The sequence below is a fragment of the Enterobacter sp. 03-F-07-AD-ECC genome (genome assembly GCF_047530935.1).
GTDB classification, from domain to species: domain Bacteria; phylum Pseudomonadota; class Gammaproteobacteria; order Enterobacterales; family Enterobacteriaceae; genus Enterobacter; species Enterobacter cloacae.
Window position 1 is genome coordinate 16,319 of the sequence record NZ_JBLKBZ010000018.1, and the last position, 22,133, is coordinate 38,451.

Consider the following 22,133-nt stretch of genomic DNA (forward strand, 5'->3'; position numbering starts at 1 on the left):
GAAGTGTAACAGATTGGGCGCGTTTGCCCTACGTTTCAACCACCACGTAAGAAACGCGCCAGATGCGGGTCTGGCGATAACTCTGCCGCTAACTCGTTGTCTTCACTGTCTCTCTTTTGTCCATCAGCGCCTTCGCGCAGGCGAAACTCTTCCTCCTGTGCCGTGGCTTGCTCAACCAGTTCCGGATTAATCTCGCGTTTAACCTCCACCCCCAGGCCGCGGAAGGCTTCGGCTTGCGCCAGCAGATTACCCCGCCCGGAGGCGAGTTTTTTCATCGCCTGGCGGTAGTTGTCCTGCGCGCGGTCCAGGCTTTGCCCGACCGAGGACATATCATCCACAAAGAGGCGCATTTTGTCGTACAGCTTGCTGGCGCGATCGGCAATCTGCTGCGCGTTGCGGCTCTGATGTTCATAGCGCCACAGGTTGGCAATGGTGCGTAACGCCACCAGCAGCGTGGTGGGGCTGACCAGCATAATGTTGTTTTTCAGCGCTTCAGTTATCAGTTCCGGCTGTCTGTCGAGTGCCAGCAGAAAAGCAGGCTCTACCGGGATAAACATCAGAACATAGTCAAGCGAGCGCAAACCCGGCAACTGCTGATAGTCTTTTCTGCCCAGCAGACGAATATGGTTCCGCACGGAGGCAATGTGCTCCTGCAACGCCGATTCGCGGGTGTAGTCATCCTCCGCGTTGAAGTAACGCTCATAGGCCACCAGCGTCATTTTGGCATCAATCACCACATCTTTACCCTGCGGAAGACGCACGATGACATCTGGCTGCATTCGCGAGCGGGCATCGTTTTCTATGCTGACCTGGGTTTCGTATTCATACCCTTCGCGTAGTCCAGAGGCTTCCAGCACCCGCGTGAGGACGACTTCACCCCAGTTACCCTGCGTTTTGTTATCCCCTTTCAGGGCGCGGGTCAGGTTGACCGCTTCCTGCGCCATTTGTGCATTCAACTGCTGCAGATTACGAATTTCGTGTGCCAGGGTGTGCCGCTCGCGGGCCTCCTGACCAAAGCTGTCCTGCACCTGACGACGGAAACCGTCCAGTTGCTCACGCAGAGGCGTCAGGAGACTGTTCAGACTCTGGCGGTTTTGTTCGTCAACGCGGCGGTTGCTGTGCTCAAAAATGCGGTTCGCGAGATTCTCAAACTGTTCGCTGAGGCGCTGCTCGCTGTTCATCATCTGGCGGATTTTGTCTTCCGCATGCAGTTGAGTGGATTCCAGGCGGGTCGTGACTTCACGGAGATCGGCTTCCAGTGAGGTGTTGATATCACGCAGATTGCGCAGTTCGTTGTTGAGTAACTCGCACTCGTCTCGCCAGTGTTCACTCAGCGCAAGTTGCTGTTTTGTCGCGCTTAACTCGGCGACTATCTCTTCACGCTCTGCCAGCTGATCGGCCTTTTGCTGCGCGTGCTGATAGCTGGAAATCAGCCAGCCTATCGCCACGCCCGCGAGCGCAATCACCGCGTAAATCAGAATTGAGAGATCCACAATGCCCCCTGCATCAACGTATTACCGCACAAAATAAGATTGTGCTGTATAAACGTCCAGTTTGAAAGGGTTTTCCTGCGAGGCGCTACGCAAAAAATAAAGGCCGAACGTGTCGGCCTTTGATGTCAGAAGAGAGGATTAGATCAGACGACGGGCCGCTTCAACCACGATTTTTACCGCATGACTTTCGGTTTGTTTCATGGTTTCGGCGTTCGGGATTTCCTGCTGGGTACGATTGACGATAACCCCCGCCACCATACCGGCACGCAGACCCTGGCTTGCGCACATGGTCAGCAGCGTTGCAGATTCCATTTCATAGTTCATCACGCCCATAGACTGCCACTCTTCCATAGAGCCTTTAAAACGGCTCACCACACGGCCAGAGAAGGTGTCGTAACGCTCCTGACCCGGGTAGAAGGTGTCCGACGAGGCGGTTACGCCCACGTGCGTGGTTGCGCCAACGGATTTCGCTGCTTCAACCAGCGCCGTCGTACATTCAAAATCGGCAACCGCCGGGAATTCCATTGGTGCAAAGTGCAGACTCGCCCCGTCCAGACGCACGGACGCGGTAGTCACCAATACATCACCCACGTTGATATTCGGCTGGATCGCACCGGTCGTCCCGATACGCAGGAACGTCCGGATGCCCAGCTGCGCCAGTTCTTCAACGGCAATGGAGGTAGATGGGCCACCGATACCGGTAGAGCACACAATCACGGCCTTACCATCGAGCTCTGCACGCCAGGTGGTGAATTCACGATGGGCTGCCAGCTTAACCGGCTTATCCATCAGCGCGGCGATCTTTTCCACACGCTCAGGATCGCCCGGGACGATCGCGAGCGTAGCCCCTTGTAAATCGTTTTTGGTGAGGCCGAGATGAAAAACATCAGACTTAGACATAGGTGACTCCTCTGTGGGTCGGTTAGTCAGAAGAAGTAAAACGGTACTTTACAGAAGCGATACGCATAATTTCGTGACACATCTCACCATGAATGAAAATGATTGCAGTAGATTTCCATAAAAGAGTGATTTACATCACATTAACAAGTTATATCGTGGTGTGCTGCACAAAAGATAGACCGTTTAAGGCACTGTGGGTTGTTAACCTGGTGTCTATATTTACCTTTGCGCTAACTCATTGGTACGGAGAATGCCATGACTGAAAAAACCGGTTTTGCACCTGCTGCGGCTCCGCATGCCTCAACCATCGTCTCAACGCCTGAAGACGCCATTACGGCGGGAGAGACCTCTATTCCCTCGCAGGGGGAAAATATGCCTGCTTACCACGCGCGACCAGCATCGGCAGACGGTCCGCTGCCGATCGTGATTGTGGTTCAGGAAATTTTCGGCGTTCACGAACATATTCGCGACCTCTGCCGCCGACTGGCGCTGGAAGGTTACCTGGCCGTTGCGCCAGAGCTCTATTTCCGTCAGGGCGATCCGAACGACTACAGCGATATCCCAACGCTTTTGAGCAACCTGGTCAGTAAAGTGCCGGATGCACAGGTGCTGGCCGATCTGGATCATGTTGCCAACTGGGCGGCGCGTAACGGCGGTGATGCGCATCGACTGATGATAACGGGGTTCTGCTGGGGCGGACGCATTAGCTGGCTGTATGCCGCGCACAATCCGCAGCTGAAAGCTGCTGTGGCCTGGTACGGTAAACTGGTGGGCGAAAAAACGCTGAACTCGCCAAAACATCCGGTTGATATCGCCACAGACTTAAATGCCCCGGTGCTGGGACTGTACGGAGGTCAGGACACGGGTATTCCACTCGATACGGTAGAGACCATGCGCCATGCGCTACGCGCGGCGAATGCAAAGGCCGACATTGTCGTGTACCCGGATGCCGGACACGCGTTTAACGCCGATTATCGTCCGAGCTATCACGCGGAATCAGCCAAAGATGGCTGGCAGCGGATGCTGGCGTGGTTTAGCCAGTACGGCGGCAAGAAAGCGTAAACATAAAAGCCCGGTGGCGGCGATGCCTTACCGGGCTACATAATGGGATCGACTCTGTCTTAACCCTGACGCAAATTCTGCGCCGCTTTCACCATATTCGCCAGCGCCGCGCGGGTTTCCGGCCAGCCGCGGGTTTTCAGACCGCAGTCCGGGTTCACCCACAGGCGCTCTGCCGGAATGCGCTGGGCGGCTTTCTTCAGCAGGGCTTCGATCCACTCCACGCTCGGCACGTTCGGGGAGTGAATGTCATATACGCCCGGCCCAATTTCGTTCGGATAATCGAACTCTTCGAATGACTCCAGCAGTTCCATATCTGAACGCGAGGTCTCGATGGTGATCACGTCGGCATCCAGTGCGGCGATGGAATCCATGATGTCGTTAAATTCGCAGTAACACATGTGGGTGTGGATCTGCGTGTCGTCCTTCGCCACTGCGGCATTGATGCGGAACGCTTCCACACCCCACTGCAGGTAGGCGTCCCAGTCGCTGCGACGCAGCGGTAATCCCTCGCGCAGGGCCGGTTCGTCAATCTGGATGATGCCAATCCCCGCCGCTTCCAGATCCGCCACTTCATCGCGCAGCGCCAGCGCAATTTGCTTCGCGATGGTTTCACGGGTCACGTCCTCACGCGGGAAGGACCAGCAAAGAATGGTCACCGGACCGGTCAACATGCCTTTTACCGGCTTGTCGGTCAGGGACTGGGCATATTTAGCCCATTCGACGGTGATCGGGTGCGGACGGCTGACGTCACCGATCACCACCGGTGGTTTTACACAGCGGGAACCATAGCTCTGTACCCAGCCGTTTTGGGTAAAGACGAAACCGTCCAGATGTTCACCGAAGTACTCCACCATGTCGTTACGCTCTGCCTCCCCGTGAACCAGCACGTCCAGGCCTAAGCGCTCCTGCTCCACAATCGCCTGTTTGATATGTTCCGCGATGCCGGTGCGGTAGTTGGCCGCATCAAGGTTGCCCTTTTTGAAGTCCAGGCGCAGGCCGCGGATCTCGGTAGTTTGCGGGAAGGAACCGATGGTGGTGGTTGGCCACGCAGGCAAGTTGAAACGGGCGCGCTGGGCTTCTGCACGCACTTCATAGGGGCTTTGACGCTGGCTGTCCTGCGCGGTGATAGCCGCCAGACGTTTTTCCACCGCCGGGTTGTGAACGCGAGACGAATGACGACGGGCCTGAATCGGAGCGCTCCATTCGGTAATCGCCGCCGTGTCACCGCTGTTCAGGGCGTCACGCAGCAGAGTCAGCTCTTCACATTTCTGCAAGGCAAAGGCAAACCAGCTTTTCACTTCCGCATCCAGGCGGGTTTCAACGCTGAGATCGATAGGGCTGTGCAGCAGTGAACACGAAGAGGCCACCCATAGCTCACGTTTGCCGACGATGTCCTTAATCTGAGCATATTTTTCTGTCAGATCGGCGCGCCAGACGTTACGACCGTTCACCAGCCCGGCAGAGAGCAGCCACTCCGCTGGCAGGCGCTTGTGCAGTTCTGCAACATCATCTTTTCCATGCACCAGGTCAACGTGCAGGCCCTGCACTGGCAATTTGGTGATGGTGCCGAGGTTCGGCGTCACACCTTCAAAGTAGGTGGTAAGCAGCAGCTTTACCTGCCCGGTCAGTGCATCGTAAGCCGGTTTGAAGGCATCGAGCCACGCTTGCGGCAGCTCGAGCACCAGCGCCGGTTCGTCGATTTGCACCCACTGAATACCGCGTTTGCCCAGCTCAATCAGCACCTGTTTGTATACCGGCAGGATATCCTTCAGCAGGCTCAGACGATCGAACGGCTCGCCTTTGACTTTTCCTAACCACAGGTAGGTCACTGGCCCCAGCAGCACCGGTTTCACCTGGTGCCCCAGCGCCAGCGCTTCGTCCACTTCATCCAGCAACTGGGTCCAGGTCAGTTTGAACTGCTGATCTTTAACAAACTCCGGCACCATATAGTGATAGTTGGTGTTAAACCACTTGGTCATTTCCGCCGCTGCCGCTGGCTCACCGGTTGGTGCACGGCCACGGCCGATGCGGAACAGCGTGTCGATATCTACCGATCCATCGTTGTTCTGATGACGAGCCGGGACATTGCCAAGCAGCAGGCTGGTCGTCAGAACATGGTCGTACCAGGCGAAATCGCCCACCGGCAGCAGGTCTACGCCCGCCTGTTTTTGCTGCTCCCAGTGGCGGGCACGCAGTTCGCGGCCCACTGCCAGCAGCTCTTCACGCGTGGTGTTTCCTGCCCAGTAGCTTTCTTGTGCTTTTTTCAGCTCGCGACGCAGGCCAACGCGAGGGAAACCGAGAGTGTGATTGCGGATTGTCATGTCATGCCCCTTGTGAAATTCGTTATTTAGACGTCCAGATGTTTACACATCTATAATTGGCAGGTACTGTATATTCCTCAAGCGCAAAATGTTCATGGCGAAGTGAAGGACTTTCATGATCGAGATAAAACACCTGAAAACGCTACAAGCGTTGCGAAACTGCGGTTCTCTCGCGGCGGCGGCGGCCTCACTGCACCAGACTCAGTCCGCCCTTTCTCACCAGTTCAGCGATCTGGAACAACGTCTCGGCTTTCGTCTTTTTGTGCGTAAGAGCCAGCCGCTGCGCTTTACTCCCCAGGGCGAGATCCTCCTGCAGCTGGCAAATCAGGTGCTGCCGCAAATTGCCAGCGCGCTTCAGTCCTGCAATGAGCCGCAGCAAACTAAATTGCGTATCGCCATTGAGTGCCACAGCTGTATTCAGTGGCTGACCCCCGCGCTTGAGAACTTCCGCCAGAAGTGGCCGCAGGTAGAAATGGACTTTACCTCCGGCGTGACGTTTGACCCGCAGCCGTCACTCCAGCAGGGCGAGCTGGATCTGGTGATGACGTCAGACATTCTGCCGCGTAGCGGCCTGCATTATTCGCCAATGTTCGATTATGAGGTGCGTCTGGTGCTGGCACCGGATCATCCGCTGGCCAGCAAGACGCGTATTACCCCGGAAGACCTGGCGACTGAAACGCTGCTGATATACCCGGTGCAGCGCAGTCGCCTGGATATCTGGCGCCATTTCCTGCAGCCGGCGGGCATCAGCCCACAGCTGAAAAGCGTGGATAATACGTTGCTGTTGATTCAGATGGTTGCCGCCAGAATGGGCATCGCGGCGCTGCCGCACTGGGTAGTAGAGAGTTTTGAACGCCAGGGCCTGGTGGTCACCAAAACCCTGGGAGAAGGACTGTGGAGCCGGCTGTACGCCGCCGTGCGCGATGGCGAGCAGCGTCAGCCGATCACGGAAGCGTTTATTCGCTCAACGCGGAACCACGCGTGCGACCATCTTCCGTTTGTGCGGAGCGCGGAGCGACCCAACGGCGATGTACCCACAGCGAAGCCAGGATCACCGCTCCCCCAATAAGGAAACTCGGCCAGTGGGGCTGTTGCTGCCAGATAGCAAGGTTTACCAGTAGCCCCGCGGGCACGTGCACGTTGTTCATGATGCCCAGCGTACCGGCGTCTACCTGAGTTGCGCCATAGTTCCACATGAAGTACCCCAGCCCCGAGGCCACCACGCCCAGCCAGACCAGAATGCCCCACTGCACAGTGGTGGTAGGTAATTTTTGCGGGTTACCCAACATAAACCAGGCTGCGACCGCGACCACCGCCGCCCCCATATAGAACCAGGCAAACGCGTTGTGCTGTGGCATCGGGCGGGTTTCCATCAGGCGCTTGTAGCCCACCATACCAATAGCGAAGCTGATGTTTGCTAACTGCACGAACATCAGGCCGGTCCAGAAGTGATCGCTCACTTTATCGTAGCGAATAATCGCCGCGCCAATCACCGCCAGCGCCGCGCTCAACAGATAGCCCCAACGCAGACGGCGCCTGCTGAGCAGGTCGTAAATCAGCGTGATGTAGAGCGGCGTCAGCACCGTAAAGAGCAGGAACTCCGAGACGGACAAGTAGATATACGCCCGAAAGCTGAACAGATACATGATGCCGAGCTGCATCGCCCCCACCAGCATATACAGCAAAACGGTTTGCAGGGATTGTCCGCGCGTACGCAAAAAGGGCAGGAACACCAGCGCCGCCAGCCCCACGCGCATCAGCACCGAGAAATAGCTGTCGACCGATCCGGCAAGGTATTCGCCAATCAGGCTAAAGGAGAAGGCCCACAGGATAGTGGTGATAATGAGTAGCGCCACAATGCTTGTCTCTCAGAAAGAAGGAGAGGCATTGTAGCGAACTCTTTAGTTGACAACTGAGCAATAAACAACCAAATGAAGATTATTCAAGGAACAGCTTGCGCAGATATTTTGGTACCGCATTGTCTGCGTTGGTGCCGATCACTTCCAGCTCCGGGTGCAGGTCTTTCAGGCGCTGGTGCGCGTTCTGCATGATGCAGCCTTTACCCGCCATCGAGAGCATTTCAGCATCGTTCATGCCATCACCAAAGGCGATACAGTCTTTCAGCTCAAAGCCCATGCGTTTGGCCACCGCTTCCAGAGCGTGCCCCTTGGAAACGCCACCCGCCATCACTTCCAGGCAGGTCAGCGTGGAGAAACTTACGTTGACGCGATCGCCCCAGCGGGCGTTGATCGCCTGCTCCAGCGGCAGCAGTTCTTCGTGACTTTCGCAGGTAAAGAAGACTTTGCTGATCCCTTCCGGCTCGAGCAGACCTGGCTCATACAGGGAGTAGTTAAACACCGCTTCTTTGAAGAAGCGCATCTCTTCCGGGCGGTGGCGGTTCATGAACCAGTCATCGTCGCGGTAAACGTTCGTGACGATAGCCGGATTATTGTGCACCACACCGAACAGATCGGCGGCAATATCGCGATCCAGGTTGTGGGTAAAGATCAGATTGCCATCGGTGTCGTGAACACGCGCACCGTTGGAGGTGATCATGTACGATTTAATCTCAAGATTATCGCGGATCTGCCCCACATCCACGTGGTGGCGCCCGGTGGCAAACACAAAGTGCACGCCACGGGCAGTCAGCAGCTTTAAGGTCTCTTTCGCGTACGGCGACAGGGTGTGGTCGGGGGAAAGCAGCGTGCCATCTAAATCAGATGCAACAACCTGGTACATAGGAAAATTTAACCTCAATAGAAAATCAGTTATGCCGGTCGAAAAACTCGACGATGGCGTTAAGCGCGACTGAGCGCATAGCGTCCTTTTCAAAAAGGATCTCATGGTACGCGCCGTTGATGACCAGCGGTTTACCCCCTTCACAAGGGTGACCGGCGGCAGCGCGCAGTTCACAAAAACGGTCATGCATGCGGTTATCCACCACACGCTCTTCTTCAGCCTGAATCAGGAGTGTCGGCGTGTCATCATCACCAACACCCGCCAGAACCTGCTCCCCTGCATGTATCCCCTCCCGCACCCAGTGCCAGGTGGGGCCGCCAACGCGCAAGCGAGGCTCATCGGCATAGAAGCGCAGGTTGCGGCGATAACGCTGACGGCTATGGGTTAAGACGTTGAGGGCAAACGGCAAAGCCCGCCAGCGCCCTGTTCCGATGGCGTAGCCTTCACGAATGCGCTGATGGCCCTCAGCCCAGTCGAGAAGATGGCGCACCATCCAGTCCGGAAAACGTATCACAATGCCATACATCGGCGCGGTCAGCGCAATGGCATCGCACTGGTGATCGTAGCGCTGCAAAAAGAGCGTAGAGATCGCGCCGCCCATGGAGTGCGCAAGAATATAGCGCTTACGCCACGGGCCGGGCTGCACTTCCTGCTGCCAGAAGGCAGCAAGATCGTCGACATAATCGCTGAAGTTATCTACGTGGCCGCGATGGGTATCCGGCAACATTCGACCAGAAAGCCCCTGCCCGCGATGGTCGATAATTAACACGTCAAAACCCAGATGGAACAGGTCGTACGCCAGCTCGGCATATTTGATGTAGCTTTCGATACGCCCGGGGCAGACCACAATCACCCGGTCATTTTTTTCATCACGGAAACGAACAAAGCGCACCGGGATATTCCCGACGCCCGTAAACTCATCTTCCTCACGCTGACGCCAGAAATCGGTCAGCGGCCCCATGGAGAAAGCAGCAAATGCGTTTTCTCGTGTTTCCCAGTCCTTTTTCTGCTGCAACATCGGGTTTCCACCCCCCGTCATTCAGGGAATATCGTTTTTTTCGTAACTGGTCACAAAATGACTCAACAATAGCGTATTGTGGCATAAAAACAGACGATTCGGGAGTTTCAAATGACCTTCGAGTGGTGGTTCGCTTACCTGCTGACATCCATCATCCTCAGCCTGTCACCGGGTTCGGGGGCAATTAATACCATGACAACCTCCATTAACCACGGTTATCGCGGGGCGGCAGCATCCATTGCCGGTTTGCAAACCGGACTGGGGATTCACATTGTGCTGGTGGGCGTGGGTTTAGGGACGCTCTTCTCCCGCTCGGTGCTGGCATTTGAAGTGCTGAAATGGGCCGGTGCGGCATATCTGATTTGGCTCGGCATTCAGCAGTGGCGCGCAGCAGGCTCAATTGACCTCAACACTCTTGCCCGGACGCAAACGCGCGGTCGCCTGTTTAAGCGGGCGGTGTTTGTGAATCTGACCAACCCAAAAAGCATCGTTTTTCTGGCTGCCCTGTTCCCGCAGTTTATCGTCCCGCATCAGCCGCAAGTAATGCAGTACGTAGTCCTGGGCGTGACCACCATTGTTGTCGATATTATTGTGATGATTGGCTATGCGACGCTGGCGCAGCGGATTGCAGCATGGATTAAAGGGCCTAAGCAAATGAAGGCCCTGAACAAAGTGTTTGGTTCGCTGTTTATGCTGGTTGGCGCGCTGCTTGCGTCAGCGCGTCATGCTTAGCGAGAGATAATAAGATGGATACCAAAGCCGGCGAACAGCGCGCCGGCGAAGCCGTCAATCCACTTCGCGATGCGCTGATAGCCACGGCGCATCGCCGGTAAGGCAAACAGGCTGGCAACAACGGTGAACCACGCAAACGTCTCAACCACAATCAGCAGGAAGATACCCCAGCGTGCACCCGCGCCCACGCTGTCGCCCACGAACAGGGAGAAGACGGAACCGAAATAGATAATCGCTTTCGGGTTCGCCAGGTTGGTCAGCAGCCCTTTAACAAAGCTACGGCCGCCCGTTGCCAGCTCAACCTTTGGCTCTTGCGGTTTTTTCTCTTCTTTCTTCAGCGCCCCGCGCAGCATCTGGTAGCCCATCCAGCACAGGTACAGACCGCCACCGACCATGATGATGTCATGCAGCCACGCCATCTTCGCCAGGATGAGGTTCAGGCCAAGCAGCGCCACGGCCGCCCAGACCATAACACCCATAGTGATACCCAACACCCCCATCATTGCTTCTTTGCGGGAGCGGCTGACGGCGGTTTGTGACACGAAGAAAAAGTCAGGGCCCGGGCTCATCAGCGCAACAATGTGCACCAACGCCACGGTAAGAAATAGCATTAACATAATTCGCTCGCGGGGAAATAATTCAGTGAGTCATCATCCTGGCACTTTTTTGCGCGGCTGACTACTCCTCATCATCACCATCGACATGTGAACGGATGAGCGCCATGAATTCTTTACCAAAGCGCTCCAGCTTGCGCGTGCCCACGCCGTTGACGCTGAGCATTTCGCTGGCGCTGAGCGGCATCTGCTCGGCCATCTCGATCAGCGTCGCGTCGTTGAAGACCACATATGGCGGAATGTTCTCTTCATCGGCAATCGCTTTACGCAGCTTGCGCAGTTTGGCAAACAGCTTGCGGTCGTAGTTACCGCCGTAGGATTTCTGCATCACCCGCGGTTTCAGGGCCACTACGCGCGGCACGGCGAGCTTGAGTTCAACATCCCCACGCAGCACCGGGCGCGCGGCTTCGGTGAGCTGAAGCGCGGAGTGCTGGGCGATGTTCTGTGTGGCAAAACCGAGGTGAATCAACTGACGAATAATGCTGACCCAATGCTCGTGGCTCTGGTCTTTGCCAATACCGTAGACAGGTAGCTTATCGTGGCCCATGTCGCGGATACGCTGGTTATTGGCGCCGCGCAGCACTTCCACCACGTAGCCCATCCCGAAGCGCTGATTAACACGGTAAATGGTCGAAAGTGCCTTACGCGCGTCCATCAGGCCATCGTACTGCTTTGGCGGGTCGAGACAGATATCGCAGTTGCCGCACGGCTCCTGACGCCCTTCACCAAAGTAGTTGAGCAGCACCAGACGACGGCAGGTCTGCGCTTCCGCAAACGCGCCCATGGCGTTGAGTTTGTGACGCTCGATATCCTGCAGCTGTCCCTGCGGTTTCTCTTCAAGGCAGCGGCGCAGCCACGCCATATCGGCCGGATCGTAAAACAGCATCGCTTCCGCAGGCAGGCCATCACGGCCGGCGCGGCCGGTTTCCTGGTAGTAGGATTCGATATTTCGCGGAATGTCGAAGTGCACCACAAAGCGGACGTTGGGCTTGTTAATGCCCATGCCGAACGCCACCGTCGCCACCACAATCTGCAGGTCATCACGCTGGAATTTTTCCTGCACGTCGGCGCGGATGTGGTTTTCTAACCCGGCATGATAGGCCGCCGCGCTAAAGCCGCGGTTTTGCAGACGCGCAGCGGTGTCTTCCACCTTCGCGCGGCTATTGCAGTAGATGATGCCTGACTTGCCGCGTTGCTCCTGCACATAGCGCAGAAGCTGATCCAGCGGCTTAAATTTTTCCATCAGCATATAGCGGATGTTCGGGCGGTCGAAGCTGCTGACCTGGATCAGCGGGTCGTTCAGCCCCAGCAGGCGGACGATATCCAGCCGCGTGGTGTCATCTGCCGTGGCGGTCAGCGCCATAAACGGCAGTTCAGGGAAGCGCTGACGCAGCTGACCAAGTGCCGCATATTCCGGGCGGAAATCGTGGCCCCACTGCGAGATACAGTGTGCTTCATCAACGGCCAGCAGAACGGGATTCCAGTGCGCCAGATGGTCGAGGAAGTTATCCAGCATCAACCGTTCTGGTGCGATATACAGCAAGCGAACCTGTCCGGTACGGCAACCGGCCATCACCTCTTGCTGCTGCTCGCGGGTTTGCGTGGAGTTAAGACAGGCCGCCGCCACGCCGTTGGCGAGCAGCTGGTCAACCTGGTCTTTCATCAGAGAAATCAGCGGCGATACCACGACCGTCAGGCCATTAAGTACCAGCGCGGGCACCTGATAGCAGAGCGATTTACCGCCACCGGTCGGCATTACCACCAGGCAATCACGGCCTTCCAGCACGGTTTCAATGATGGTTTCCTGGCCAGGACGGAACTGCTGGTAGCCAAAGGTTTCATGCATAACCTGTTTAGCCAGCGACTCCTGATTCAATACTTCCGCCTGCGCCACGTTAACCCCATATGCCAGAAATGAAACAGGCGCTATTTTCAGCGCCTGAGAGAGAAACTTCAACGTTTAACGCAAAAACATTCGAGCGTCTTAGAAAATATCGTTCAGCATCACGCCGACACCCACGCGGGTCTGATTGAAGTTGTAATCGATGAGCGACTCGCCGTAACCGCTGTAGACCTGCGTATAAATACGCACGTGTTTGGTCATCGGGTAGCTTAAGCCCACTTCTGCGCCGCCGTAACCGGTGTTCCAGTTGTACTGGCCCCTGGCGCTCAGCACCGCATCACCCAGCTGATAGCCAATCCTGAGCTGATAGTAGCCCATATATTTGGTGATATCCGGGTTGTCATCGGTGCTGCCCACCACGTACCACGGCTTCACTTCCACCATCATATTACCGTTTTGCGCCATCAGGCGCGTATAGGCGCGGTTCCAGCTACGTGAGGTTGGATCGGAACGGCCGTTGGAGTCATGGTTGAAGCCCACTTCAACGTCACGCAATGTCCAGCCAGCAAACTCATAATCCGTGGCGAACCCCAGGAACAGCTGTGGCTCATAGTTGGTTTCACGGAACGGTGAAGATTCACCGCTATTGGAAAGCTGCCACCAGGATTTCTGGGTATAAGACGCACCGAGAACCGAATTCGGCCCCAGAATGCCGCGCCAGAACGGAAACGCGAGGCTGAGCTGATATTTCACCTCATCTTTGCGCGCATTCTCAGCCCAGTCATAGGAGCGAATCGCCTCTTTGTTGAGATCGCTGGTCCAGGTATAGAGCACATAGTTGGTGTCGTACGGGTAGAGCGTGAAGGGATTATCATGCTCCTGCAGCAGGTTAGCGATAATGCTACCGCGAACTGCTGGCGTATCATGCACCTCTTTGACTGTCGCTTCCTGCGCATAGGCTGTGAGGGGCAGCGCAACCGCTGCCAGTAACCCTGCCAGATACGTCCGCATCGGTGGTGTTCTCCTGCAAAATGTTAAATGATCTGAATCGTTATATGGCGCACATTCTACAGACTTCTGCAGCAACTGCTGCATCCTCGTTTCTGAAAGTGGCATTCTTGCCTACCCGGGCATAAAATCAACATTTTATTAACATTAAGGATGTAATGTCTCATGTCAGCCATGCTAACCGCTGAAGAAGCGTTAAAACTCGTGGGCGAGATTTTTGTTTACCATATGCCGTTTAACCGTGCGCTGGGACTGGAGCTGGAGCGTTACGAAAAAGACTTTGCACAGCTCAGTTTTAACAACCAGCCGATGATGGTAGGCAACTGGGCACAGAGCATTTTACATGGCGGGGTGATTGCCTCCGCGCTGGACGTGGCTGCAGGGCTGGTATGTGTTGGCAGCACCCTGACCCGCCATGACACCATCAACGAAGACGAGCTGCGTCAGCGCTTATCCCGCATGGGTACCATCGATTTACGCGTCGATTATCTGCGTCCCGGGCGCGGAAACCGCTTCACCTGCAGCAGCAGCCTGCTCCGTGCGGGTAATAAGGTCGCCGTGGCGCGTGTTGAATTGCATAACGAAGAACAACTTTATATCGCCAGCGCAACCGCCACTTATATGGTGGGTTGAAGCTGAAAAATCGGGTAAAGTTAATTCACTTTTTTGTCACGGATTTTCCCGATGGATGCTAAACAGACGCGGCAGGGCGTGTTACTCGCCCTTGCCGCTTATTTTATTTGGGGTGTCGCACCCGCCTACTTTAAATTTATCGCTTACGTACCGGCTGATGAGATCCTCACTCACCGCGTCATCTGGTCCTTCTTCTTCATGATCGCGCTGATGAGCGTTAGTCGTCAGTGGTCTGGCGTCAAAACGCTGCTACAAACTCCGAAGAAGATCTTCCTGCTGGCACTCTCGGCAGTACTGATTGGCGGAAACTGGCTGCTGTTTATCTGGGCGGTGAATAACCATCACATGCTCGAAGCGAGTCTGGGCTACTTTATTAACCCGCTGGTGAATATTGTGCTGGGGATGATTTTCCTCGGCGAGCGCTTCCGCCGGATGCAGTGGCTGGCGGTGATCCTCGCCTTCTGCGGCGTGCTGGTTCAGCTGTGGACCTTCGGTTCACTGCCTGTTATTGCGCTGGGGCTGGCGTTCAGCTTTGCGTTCTACGGGCTGGTGCGTAAGAAGATTGCCGTGGAAGCGCAAACCGGCATGCTGTTTGAAACCCTGTGGCTGTTGCCGGTGGCCGCTATCTATCTGTTCGGCATTGCCGACAGCCCGACCAGCCACATGGGCAGCAACCCGTGGTCCCTGAATGTGATGCTGATGGCCGCAGGCGTGGTGACGACTATCCCACTGCTCTGCTTTACCGGTGCGGCAACGCGCCTGCGTCTGTCCACGCTGGGCTTTTTCCAGTACATCGGCCCAACGCTGATGTTCCTGCTGGCGGTGGTGTTTTACGGCGAAGTGCCGGGTGCGGATAAGATGGTGACGTTCGCGTTTATCTGGGTGGCACTGGCGATTTTTGTCGCTGACGCGATTTATACCCAGCGCCGGGTGCGTAAAGGGCTGTGATTTCCCCCCTCCCGGTGGGAGAGGGAATTCGATCGTAGGGCGGGTAAGCGCAGCGCCACCCGCCAGATTTTTACAGCCAGTTGCGACGCTTGAAATAGAGATACGGTGCCAGCCCGGCGAGGATCATAAAAATAATCGCCCCCGGATAGCCGAAACTCCACTTCAGCTCTGGCATAAACTCAAAGTTCATCCCATAGCTGGATGCCACCAGCGTCGGCGGCAGGAACACCACGGATACCACCGAGAAGATCTTGATAATGCGGTTCTGCTCGATGTTGATAAAGCCCATCGCCGCCTGCATCAGGAAGTTGACCTTCTGGAACAGTGATTCGTTGTGCGGCAGCAGGGATTCGATATCGCGCAGGATCTCACGCGCCTGTTCCAGCTGGCCGCCCGGCAGACGCGCCTTGCGCACCAGGAAGTTCAGCGCGCGCTGGGTATCCATCAGACACAGACGCACCTTCCAGCCGATATCTTCCAGCTCCGCCAGCGTGGAGAGCGCTTCGTCGTATTCATCGCCCTGATGGCCTTCCATGATGACGCGGCTCAGTTTTTCCAGATCGCTGTAGATATTTTCAATCTCATCCGCCAGTTGCTCAATTTTGGTTTCGAACAGATCGAGCAGCAATTCGTAAGCATTGCCGTCCACCATCGCCTGGCTGCGGGCGCGCATACGGTAGAGACGAAACGCCGGCAGTTCGCGCTCTCGCAAGGTAAACAGGCGACCGTCGCGAATGGTAAATGCCACGGTGGAGTTCCCCGCGTGGTCTTCGGCATCTTCAAAGAAGAAGAAGGAGTGAATGTGCAGGCCGTCTTCGTCTTCAAAAAAACGTGCGGATGCTTCGATGTCTTCCAGTTCCGGGCGAGTTGCCAGACTCTGCCCCAGCTCAGATTGTACGCGCAGGCGTTCATCGTCGTCCGGCTCGACCAGATCCACCCATACGGCATCAATGAGGGGCTGTGACTCTTCGGCTTCAAGCCGAGTCAGTCGGTTATTTTCGAGTTGAAATGCGCTCAACATGACCGGGACTCCCAATGCAAAAAATATCGGACAGTTCGGTGGGCACACAGAAACAAATTGGGTTTCAGACCATTAAACAGCCTGACTCAGCGCGACGGGAATAATGCAGGTCGCTGACAACCACTAAGGCCATCAGCAAGAGGAGATAGCCTTAGGAGTTGTTCCTGGATGACAGGGAATTGAGCCAGTATCTACTGGGTGTGTCCAAGGCGAATGTCCTCTTAGCGTAATCGTGCGCGCATGTTACGCCAGCAGCAACTGTGGCGTCAACACGCAACGAAACGCTGAAGGGCATTAATTGACCTTCAACGTATAAGGCTAGCAGATTATTACAAAATAATGATATTTTTCTGAAAGTTACACTGCTTCCAGCTTGGCATACGCGGCCACCAGCCATTTGATCCCCTGCCCCTGGAACGCCACCTGCAGGCGACTGTGCTCGCCGCTGCCTTCCAGATTGACGATGGTGCCTTCGCCAAACTTCGAATGGCGCACGCGCTGGCCCAGCTTGTAGCCAGTGTCGGTTTCCGCAATCGGCGAGCCCATCCGCTGATGGCTGACCGGGCGGCTGATACTGGCACGCAGACGAACCTCTTCGACACACTCTTCCGGCAATTCGCCGATAAAGCGCGACGGACGGTGATAGACCTCTTTACCGTACAAACGGCGGGTTTCAGCGTAGGTCAGCGTCAGCTTCTGCATCGCTCGCGTCACGCCTACGTAAGCCAGACGGCGCTCCTCTTCCAGACGCCCGCCTTCATCCAGCGACATCTGGCTCGGGAACATGCCCTCTTCCATGCCGACGATAAACACCTGCGGGAATTCGAGGCCTTTGGCAGAGTGCAGGGTCATCAGTTGAACCGCATCCTGCCAGGTATCCGCCTGCCCTTCGCCCGCTTCCAGCGCGGCGTGAGAAAGGAACGCCTGCAGCGGCATCAGGTCTTCGTCTTCTTCGTTGTAGCTGAACTGGCGCGTTGCCGTCACCAGTTCCTCTAAGTTCTCAATACGGGTCTGGCCCTTCTCGCCTTTCTCCTGCTCGTACATGGTGCGCAGGCCGGAGTCTTTGATCACCCGGTCAGTCTGCACGTGTAGCGGCATGTCGGCAGTTTCCTGCGCCAGCGCGTCAATTAATTCCAGGAAGCGCTGCAGCGCGCTGGCAGCGCGTCCGGCGAGGGCTTTTTCCTGCAACAGCTCGCGGCACGCCTGCCAGAGCGTAAGCTGACGATCGCGCGAGGCCTGACGCACCACGTCCAGCGTTCGGTCACCAATGCCGCGGGTTGGCGTATTCACCACACGTTCAAACGCCGCATCGTCGTTTCGGTTAGCGATCAGGCGCAGATAAGAGAGCGCGTCTTTGATCTCCTGACGTTCGAAGAAGCGCATGCCGCCGTAGATACGGTACGGCATGCTCACCTGCAGCAGCGCCTCTTCCAGCACGCGCGACTGGGCGTTGCTGCGATAGAGAATGGCACACTGCTCCAGCGCGCCGCCGTTGTCCTGCCAGGTTTTGATGCGGTTCACCACGAAGCGCGCTTCGTCGAGCTCGTTGAAGGCGCAGTAAATCGAAATGGGTTCGCCGTCGACGCCGTCGGTCCACAGCTTTTTACCCAGACGCCCGTTGTTGTTTTCAATCAGGGCGTTGGCCGCGCTCAGAATGTTGCTGGTTGAACGATAGTTCTGCTCCAGTCGGATGGTTTGCGCGCCGGGGAAATCGTTGAGGAAGCGCTGGATGTTCTCTACCTGCGCCCCGCGCCAGCCGTAGATAGACTGGTCATCATCCCCTACGATCATCACCTTGCCGGTATCCCCGGCCAGCAGGCGGATCCAGGCGTACTGGATGTTGTTGGTATCCTGGAATTCGTCCACCAGGATGTTGGTGAAGCGTTCACGGTAATGCTGCAGGATATGCGGTTTGTTCAGCCACAGTTCGTGGGCGCGCAGCAACAGTTCGGCAAAGTCCACCAGCCCGGCGCGGTCACACGCTTCTTGGTAGGCCTTGTAAACGTTCTGCCAGGTCTGCTCCACCGGATTGCCAAAGCTCTGAATATGGTGCGGGCGCAACCCTTCGTCTTTCTGGCCGTTGATGTACCACATCGCCTGACGCGGCGGCCACTGTTTCTCGTCGAGATTCATCGCCTTAATCAGGCGTTTCAGCAGACGGAGCTGGTCTTCACTGTCGAGGATCTGGAAATCCTGCGGCAGATTGGCGTCCATATGGTGCGCACGCAGCAGACGGTGCGCCAGACCGTGGAAGGTGCCGACCCACATGCCGCCCTGGCTGGTGCCCATCAGTTGGGCAATACGGTGGCGCATCTCCGCCGCCGCCTTGTTGGTGAACGTGACCGCCATGATGGAGTACGGAGAGCAGTTTTCCACGCTCTGCAGCCAGGCGATACGGTGAACCAGCACGCGCGTCTTACCACTGCCCGCCCCAGCCAGCACCAGCAGGTTGGTACGCGAGGCGGCAACCGCGTCACGCTGTTTGTCATTAAGGCTGTCGAGCAGGTAAGAAACGTCCATTGGCACCGTCACATAGTATTCAGGAACACAGCAAAGCGCCCGGTGGCGCTTCGCTTACCGGGCCTACAACTGCAAAAACCCTGGTAATTTATACAATATTACTGGTGATTATATCAGCGTCGTGAGGGATGCCAACCGTGAAATTTCCAGGTGCGGCAGAAGACGGCTGTCCGGGGCGATCATCAGGTCCGTCTTTTCTGGCTTGATCCAGCAGGCCTGCATACCGCAGCGGATGGCACCCGCTACGTCTGTGGTCAGGTCATCACCCACATGCAACATTTCGCCGAGCGGCAGGTTCAGCTTCTCCGCCGCCAGATGATACATATCGTTAAACGGCTTCGAGCGCCCGTGCGGACCCGCCCGCAGCACAAATTCAAAGTAATCCCCCAGACCAAACAGCTCCGGCTGCGCATTGCCATTGGTGATGGCGACCAGCGGCCATTTTTCTGCCAGTTTTGCCAGGGTGTCGTGCGTTTCCTGCGGCACGTCGATACGGCTGCGCCATTTGGCGAAGTTTTCCATTGCGGCTTCAGCCCCGACGGCCGCATCCTGTGCGCTCAGCCCAGCGTTGAGCATTGCCTGCTCCACCGCACGGCGACGCCATTCGGTTACATCGTGATAAATATCCGGCTCGGTCTCACGCAGGGACTGACGCAGCAGCTGAAAGTCTTTGTTCTGCATCGTCTTTAGCGCCGGATGGTAGTTCTGAACAAAAGCCAGTGACTCCTGCTCAGTTCGCAGGATCACTTCACGGTTGTCATAAAGGGTGTCATCAAGATCAAAAGTCAGGGCTGAGATGTGACCCAGTGGGCGGTAAAAACGCATTATTTCCCCCGTTTGGCGCGTGGATGCGCCGCGTCATACACCGACGCAAGGTGTTGAAAGTCTAAGTGGGTATAGATTTGGGTGGTGGAGAGATTCGCGTGGCCGAGCAGTTCCTGCACGCCACGCAGATCGCCACTCGATTCCAGCATATGGGTAGCAAAGGAGTGGCGCAGCTTATGTGGATGGACGTGGCTGTTGAGCCCCTGCTTAATGCCCCACTCTGCAAAGCGTTTCTGCACGTTACGCGCCGAGATCCGCTTGCCGAGTTTCGACAGGAACAGCGCATCCTCCTCGGCGCCAAACAGCCCGCGCAGATCCAGCCAGTGCTCAATCCACGAGACGGCATTACGGCCAATCGGCAGGCGGCGCTCTTTGCTGCCCTTACCCATCACCCACACTTCGCCGGACTCCAGATCGAGATGTTTTAAATCGAGATTAACCAGTTCGGAAAGACGCAGACCCGCACCGTACATGACCTCCAGCATCGCGCGATCGCGCACGGCCAGCGGGTCGTTGAGGTCAATATCCAGCAGGCGGTTTACATCGTCGACGTCGATATTTTTCGGCAGGTGACGCGGGGCTTTCGGCGTGGCGATGCCTTTCGCCGGGTTGGCTTTTAAGCCGCCCTGGCTCACCAGCCAGTCGAAGAAACTGCGCAGCGCAGAAAGCCTGAGTGCCAGACTCGCCGGGCTTAGGTTTTTTTTACGGCTGCGCACAACAAACCCACGGACGGTCGCAGCGTCACATTGTTGCCAGCTTTTCAGGCCGATCTCATCGGCAATCTGCATGATGGCATCAAGCTGACGCTGATAGTTCAGCAGCGTAATGGGGCTTAGCTGACGTTCAACGCCCAGGTAGCGCAGAAAGCGCGAGACGTCAGTCGCGAGCAGGGCGTCCGTCATACACGTTCAATCCAGCGCTCCAGCAGCTCAGGCAGCATCAGGGCGATCTCCTGCAGCAGCTGCGTGCCTTGTCCCTGCTCGTAATGATGCGCGTCGCGGCTGGTAAATAACATCACCCCCAGATCGCCATCACGCCCCATCATCGACATCGCCACCGAGCCTATCGCTTTCGCCTCCGGCAGTACCACCAGCAGTTCCGGCCCGTTAAGCGGCCCAAGATAGTGATGTTCGTGGCCCAGACGCTGAATACGCAGGGGTTCAAACGCCTGGCGACTCAACGCCAGATGGGTAAAACCGGACGGCGCGCCAATGCGCCAGCGGTCAGGGAAAAGACGAATCGTTGCGCCAGCCAGCCCCAGTTCACGCGCCCAACGGTGGAAGCGGCTGAGAAATTCTTCGAGGCTGTGCGCCGAGGCCAGACGCGCCTGCAGATGCAGAAGACGATAGAACAGGCTTTCGTTCGTGTTGGCCTGCTCCATCAGCAGCGTCATGTTCTCTTCAAGCTGACTGATGTGGTTGCGCGAGCGTGCCATGTGCCATTCGACCAGCGACACGGTCCCGCGAACCGGATGCGGCACACGCATCGCTTCGACGACGCGTGCATTGCGAATAAAAAACTCAGGATTGCGCAGCAGATAATCAACAACAGCCCTGTCGTCCAGTTCCGTCACCGTTTCCTGCAGTTCTTCCCCTGGTTGTTTCATAGATGGATAAACCCGTCATAGACATGTGCCGCCGGGCCAGTCATATACAGTGGATGACCCGGTCCTTTCCAGGCGATATCAAGACGACCGCCTGGTAACTCCACGCGAACCTCTTCGGCCAGTAACCCCTGAGAGATGCCGACGGCCACCGCAGCACAGGCACCGCTTCCGCAAGCCTGCGTTTCGCCCGCGCCGCGCTCGTACACGCGCAGACGGATATGCTCACGCTTCACCACCTGCATAAAACCGATATTCGCCCGTTCCGGGAAACGTTCATGGCTTTCCAGCACCGGACCCAGGGTTTCAACCGCGGCCGTTTCCACGTTATCGACCTGAATCACACAGTGTGGGTTGCCCATCGAGACGACGCCACACAATACTGTCTGCTCGGCCGCACGCATAATATAGGTCTTTTCCGCTTTGTTTGCGCGAAACGGCACCGCAGAAGGTTCGAAGTTTGGTTCGCCCATGTTCACGCGCACCAGCTCGTCATCGGTAACGCTGAGCACCATGCGGCCATTCGCCGTGCTGACACGGATATCGCGTTTGTTGGTCAACCCTTTCAGGCGGACAAAGCGGGCAAAACAGCGCGCTCCGTTGCCGCACTGATTCACCTCGCTGCCATCCGCATTGAAAATACGGTAGTGGAAATCGAGGTCGGGATCGTACGGCGGTTCAACCACCAGCAGCTGATCGAACCCCACGCCCAGGTGTCGATCCGCCAGGCGGCGGATCAGTTCCGGGGAGAAAAAGACATTCTGCGTTACCGCGTCGACGACCATAAAATCGTTACCAAGGCCATGCATTTTAGAGAACTGCATCATTTGCTCCATTGCGCGGGTACAGAACG

Annotated in this window: 21 protein-coding genes; 5 read left to right on the top strand and 16 right to left on the bottom strand. The window is 56.5% G+C overall.

Features of this window, described 5'->3' with window-relative positions:
* Positions 1-35: 35 nt before the first annotated feature.
* On the bottom strand, positions 36-1,493 hold the full coding sequence (rmuC, locus tag ACMWKA_RS20040) for a DNA recombination protein RmuC (RefSeq protein WP_058683735.1): 1,458 nt from the start codon (positions 1,491-1,493) through the stop codon (positions 36-38).
* Between the two features lie 138 nt (positions 1,494-1,631).
* The gene (udp, locus tag ACMWKA_RS20045; protein ID WP_248048888.1) at positions 1,632-2,393 is read right to left on the bottom strand and encodes a uridine phosphorylase; all 762 of its coding nucleotides are present in this window, start codon (positions 2,391-2,393) and stop codon (positions 1,632-1,634) included.
* A gap of 255 nt (positions 2,394-2,648) precedes the next feature.
* Here udp and ACMWKA_RS20050 point away from each other — a divergent pair, with 255 nt between their 5' ends.
* Complete coding sequence (locus ACMWKA_RS20050) at positions 2,649-3,455, top strand: dienelactone hydrolase family protein (protein WP_013099243.1); 807 nt, start codon at positions 2,649-2,651, stop codon at positions 3,453-3,455.
* A gap of 59 nt (positions 3,456-3,514) precedes the next feature.
* Here the strand turns inward: ACMWKA_RS20050 and metE are convergent, their stop codons facing one another.
* Positions 3,515-5,776 carry a 5-methyltetrahydropteroyltriglutamate--homocysteine S-methyltransferase gene (gene metE / locus ACMWKA_RS20055; protein ID WP_284156435.1) on the bottom strand — a complete coding sequence of 754 codons (2,262 nt, stop codon included), beginning with the start codon at positions 5,774-5,776 and terminating at the stop codon, positions 3,515-3,517.
* A gap of 115 nt (positions 5,777-5,891) precedes the next feature.
* Here metE and metR point away from each other — a divergent pair, with 115 nt between their 5' ends.
* On the top strand, positions 5,892-6,845 hold the full coding sequence (gene metR, locus ACMWKA_RS20060) for an HTH-type transcriptional regulator MetR (RefSeq protein ID WP_013099245.1): 954 nt from the start codon (positions 5,892-5,894) through the stop codon (positions 6,843-6,845).
* Here metR and ACMWKA_RS20065 read toward each other — a convergent pair.
* From ACMWKA_RS20065 to pldB, 3 genes are all read right to left on the bottom strand, one after another.
* Positions 6,733-7,632: a carboxylate/amino acid/amine transporter gene (locus ACMWKA_RS20065; protein WP_023621553.1), complete on the bottom strand. Its 900-nt coding sequence runs from the start codon at positions 7,630-7,632 to the stop codon at positions 6,733-6,735. The two genes, metR and ACMWKA_RS20065, sit on opposite strands and share 113 nt — an antisense overlap.
* Positions 7,633-7,714: 82 nt before the next feature.
* Positions 7,715-8,515 carry a sugar/pyridoxal phosphate phosphatase YigL gene (gene yigL / locus ACMWKA_RS20070; protein WP_013099247.1) on the bottom strand — a complete coding sequence of 267 codons (801 nt, stop codon included), beginning with the start codon at positions 8,513-8,515 and terminating at the stop codon, positions 7,715-7,717.
* Between the two features lie 25 nt (positions 8,516-8,540).
* Entirely contained in the window at positions 8,541-9,533 is a 993-nt protein-coding gene (gene pldB, locus ACMWKA_RS20075) for a lysophospholipase L2 (RefSeq protein WP_013099248.1), read from the bottom strand.
* A 111-nt stretch (positions 9,534-9,644) separates the two neighbouring features.
* On the opposite strand from pldB, the gene rhtB reads away from it, so the two are divergent.
* Complete coding sequence (gene rhtB / locus ACMWKA_RS20080) at positions 9,645-10,265, top strand: homoserine/homoserine lactone efflux protein (RefSeq protein ID WP_013099249.1); 621 nt, start codon at positions 9,645-9,647, stop codon at positions 10,263-10,265.
* On the opposite strand, the gene rhtC is transcribed toward rhtB, so the two are convergent.
* From rhtC to pldA, 3 genes are all read right to left on the bottom strand, one after another.
* A complete protein-coding gene (gene rhtC / locus ACMWKA_RS20085) occupies positions 10,262-10,882 on the bottom strand; it encodes a threonine export protein RhtC (protein ID WP_414760542.1) in 621 nt (206 codons plus the stop codon). The two genes, rhtB and rhtC, sit on opposite strands and share 4 nt — an antisense overlap.
* A 61-nt stretch (positions 10,883-10,943) precedes the next feature.
* Entirely contained in the window at positions 10,944-12,773 is a 1,830-nt protein-coding gene (recQ, locus tag ACMWKA_RS20090) for an ATP-dependent DNA helicase RecQ (protein ID WP_414760543.1), read from the bottom strand.
* A 90-nt stretch (positions 12,774-12,863) separates the two neighbouring features.
* Positions 12,864-13,733, bottom strand: a complete 870-nt coding sequence (pldA, locus tag ACMWKA_RS20095) for a phospholipase A (RefSeq protein ID WP_013099252.1) — start codon at positions 13,731-13,733, stop codon at positions 12,864-12,866.
* A gap of 162 nt (positions 13,734-13,895) precedes the next feature.
* Between pldA and yigI the strand changes: the two genes are divergently transcribed.
* Together yigI and rarD are read left to right on the top strand one after the other, a co-directional pair.
* Entirely contained in the window at positions 13,896-14,363 is a 468-nt protein-coding gene (gene yigI, locus ACMWKA_RS20100) for an acyl-CoA thioesterase YigI (protein WP_013099253.1), read from the top strand.
* A 51-nt stretch (positions 14,364-14,414) separates the two neighbouring features.
* Positions 14,415-15,311, top strand: coding sequence for an EamA family transporter RarD (gene rarD / locus ACMWKA_RS20105; RefSeq protein WP_029883129.1), 897 nt, complete (start codon positions 14,415-14,417; stop codon positions 15,309-15,311).
* Between the two features lie 70 nt (positions 15,312-15,381).
* Here rarD and corA read toward each other — a convergent pair whose 3' ends face one another.
* From corA to dapF, 7 genes are all read right to left on the bottom strand, one after another.
* Complete coding sequence (gene corA, locus ACMWKA_RS20110; protein ID WP_008501540.1) at positions 15,382-16,332, bottom strand: magnesium/cobalt transporter CorA; 951 nt, start codon at positions 16,330-16,332, stop codon at positions 15,382-15,384.
* A gap of 151 nt (positions 16,333-16,483) precedes the next feature.
* A complete protein-coding gene (gene ysgD, locus ACMWKA_RS20115; protein WP_212743980.1) occupies positions 16,484-16,540 on the bottom strand; it encodes a YsgD/CorL family protein in 57 nt (18 codons plus the stop codon).
* Positions 16,541-16,689: 149 nt separating this feature from the next.
* Entirely contained in the window at positions 16,690-18,852 is a 2,163-nt protein-coding gene (uvrD, locus tag ACMWKA_RS20120) for a DNA helicase II (RefSeq protein WP_094085291.1), read from the bottom strand.
* A 108-nt stretch (positions 18,853-18,960) separates the two neighbouring features.
* On the bottom strand, positions 18,961-19,677 hold the full coding sequence (gene yigB / locus ACMWKA_RS20125) for a 5-amino-6-(5-phospho-D-ribitylamino)uracil phosphatase YigB (protein WP_013099256.1): 717 nt from the start codon (positions 19,675-19,677) through the stop codon (positions 18,961-18,963).
* Entirely contained in the window at positions 19,677-20,579 is a 903-nt protein-coding gene (gene xerC / locus ACMWKA_RS20130) for a tyrosine recombinase XerC (RefSeq protein ID WP_013099257.1), read from the bottom strand. Before xerC ends, yigB begins: the two co-directional genes overlap by 1 nt.
* On the bottom strand, positions 20,576-21,283 hold the full coding sequence (locus tag ACMWKA_RS20135; RefSeq protein WP_023621549.1) for a DUF484 domain-containing protein: 708 nt from the start codon (positions 21,281-21,283) through the stop codon (positions 20,576-20,578). The genes xerC and ACMWKA_RS20135 overlap by 4 nt, the downstream gene beginning before the upstream one ends.
* Complete coding sequence (gene dapF / locus ACMWKA_RS20140) at positions 21,280-22,104, bottom strand: diaminopimelate epimerase (RefSeq protein WP_013099259.1); 825 nt, start codon at positions 22,102-22,104, stop codon at positions 21,280-21,282. The genes ACMWKA_RS20135 and dapF overlap by 4 nt, the downstream gene beginning before the upstream one ends.
* Positions 22,105-22,133: the final 29 nt, after the last annotated feature.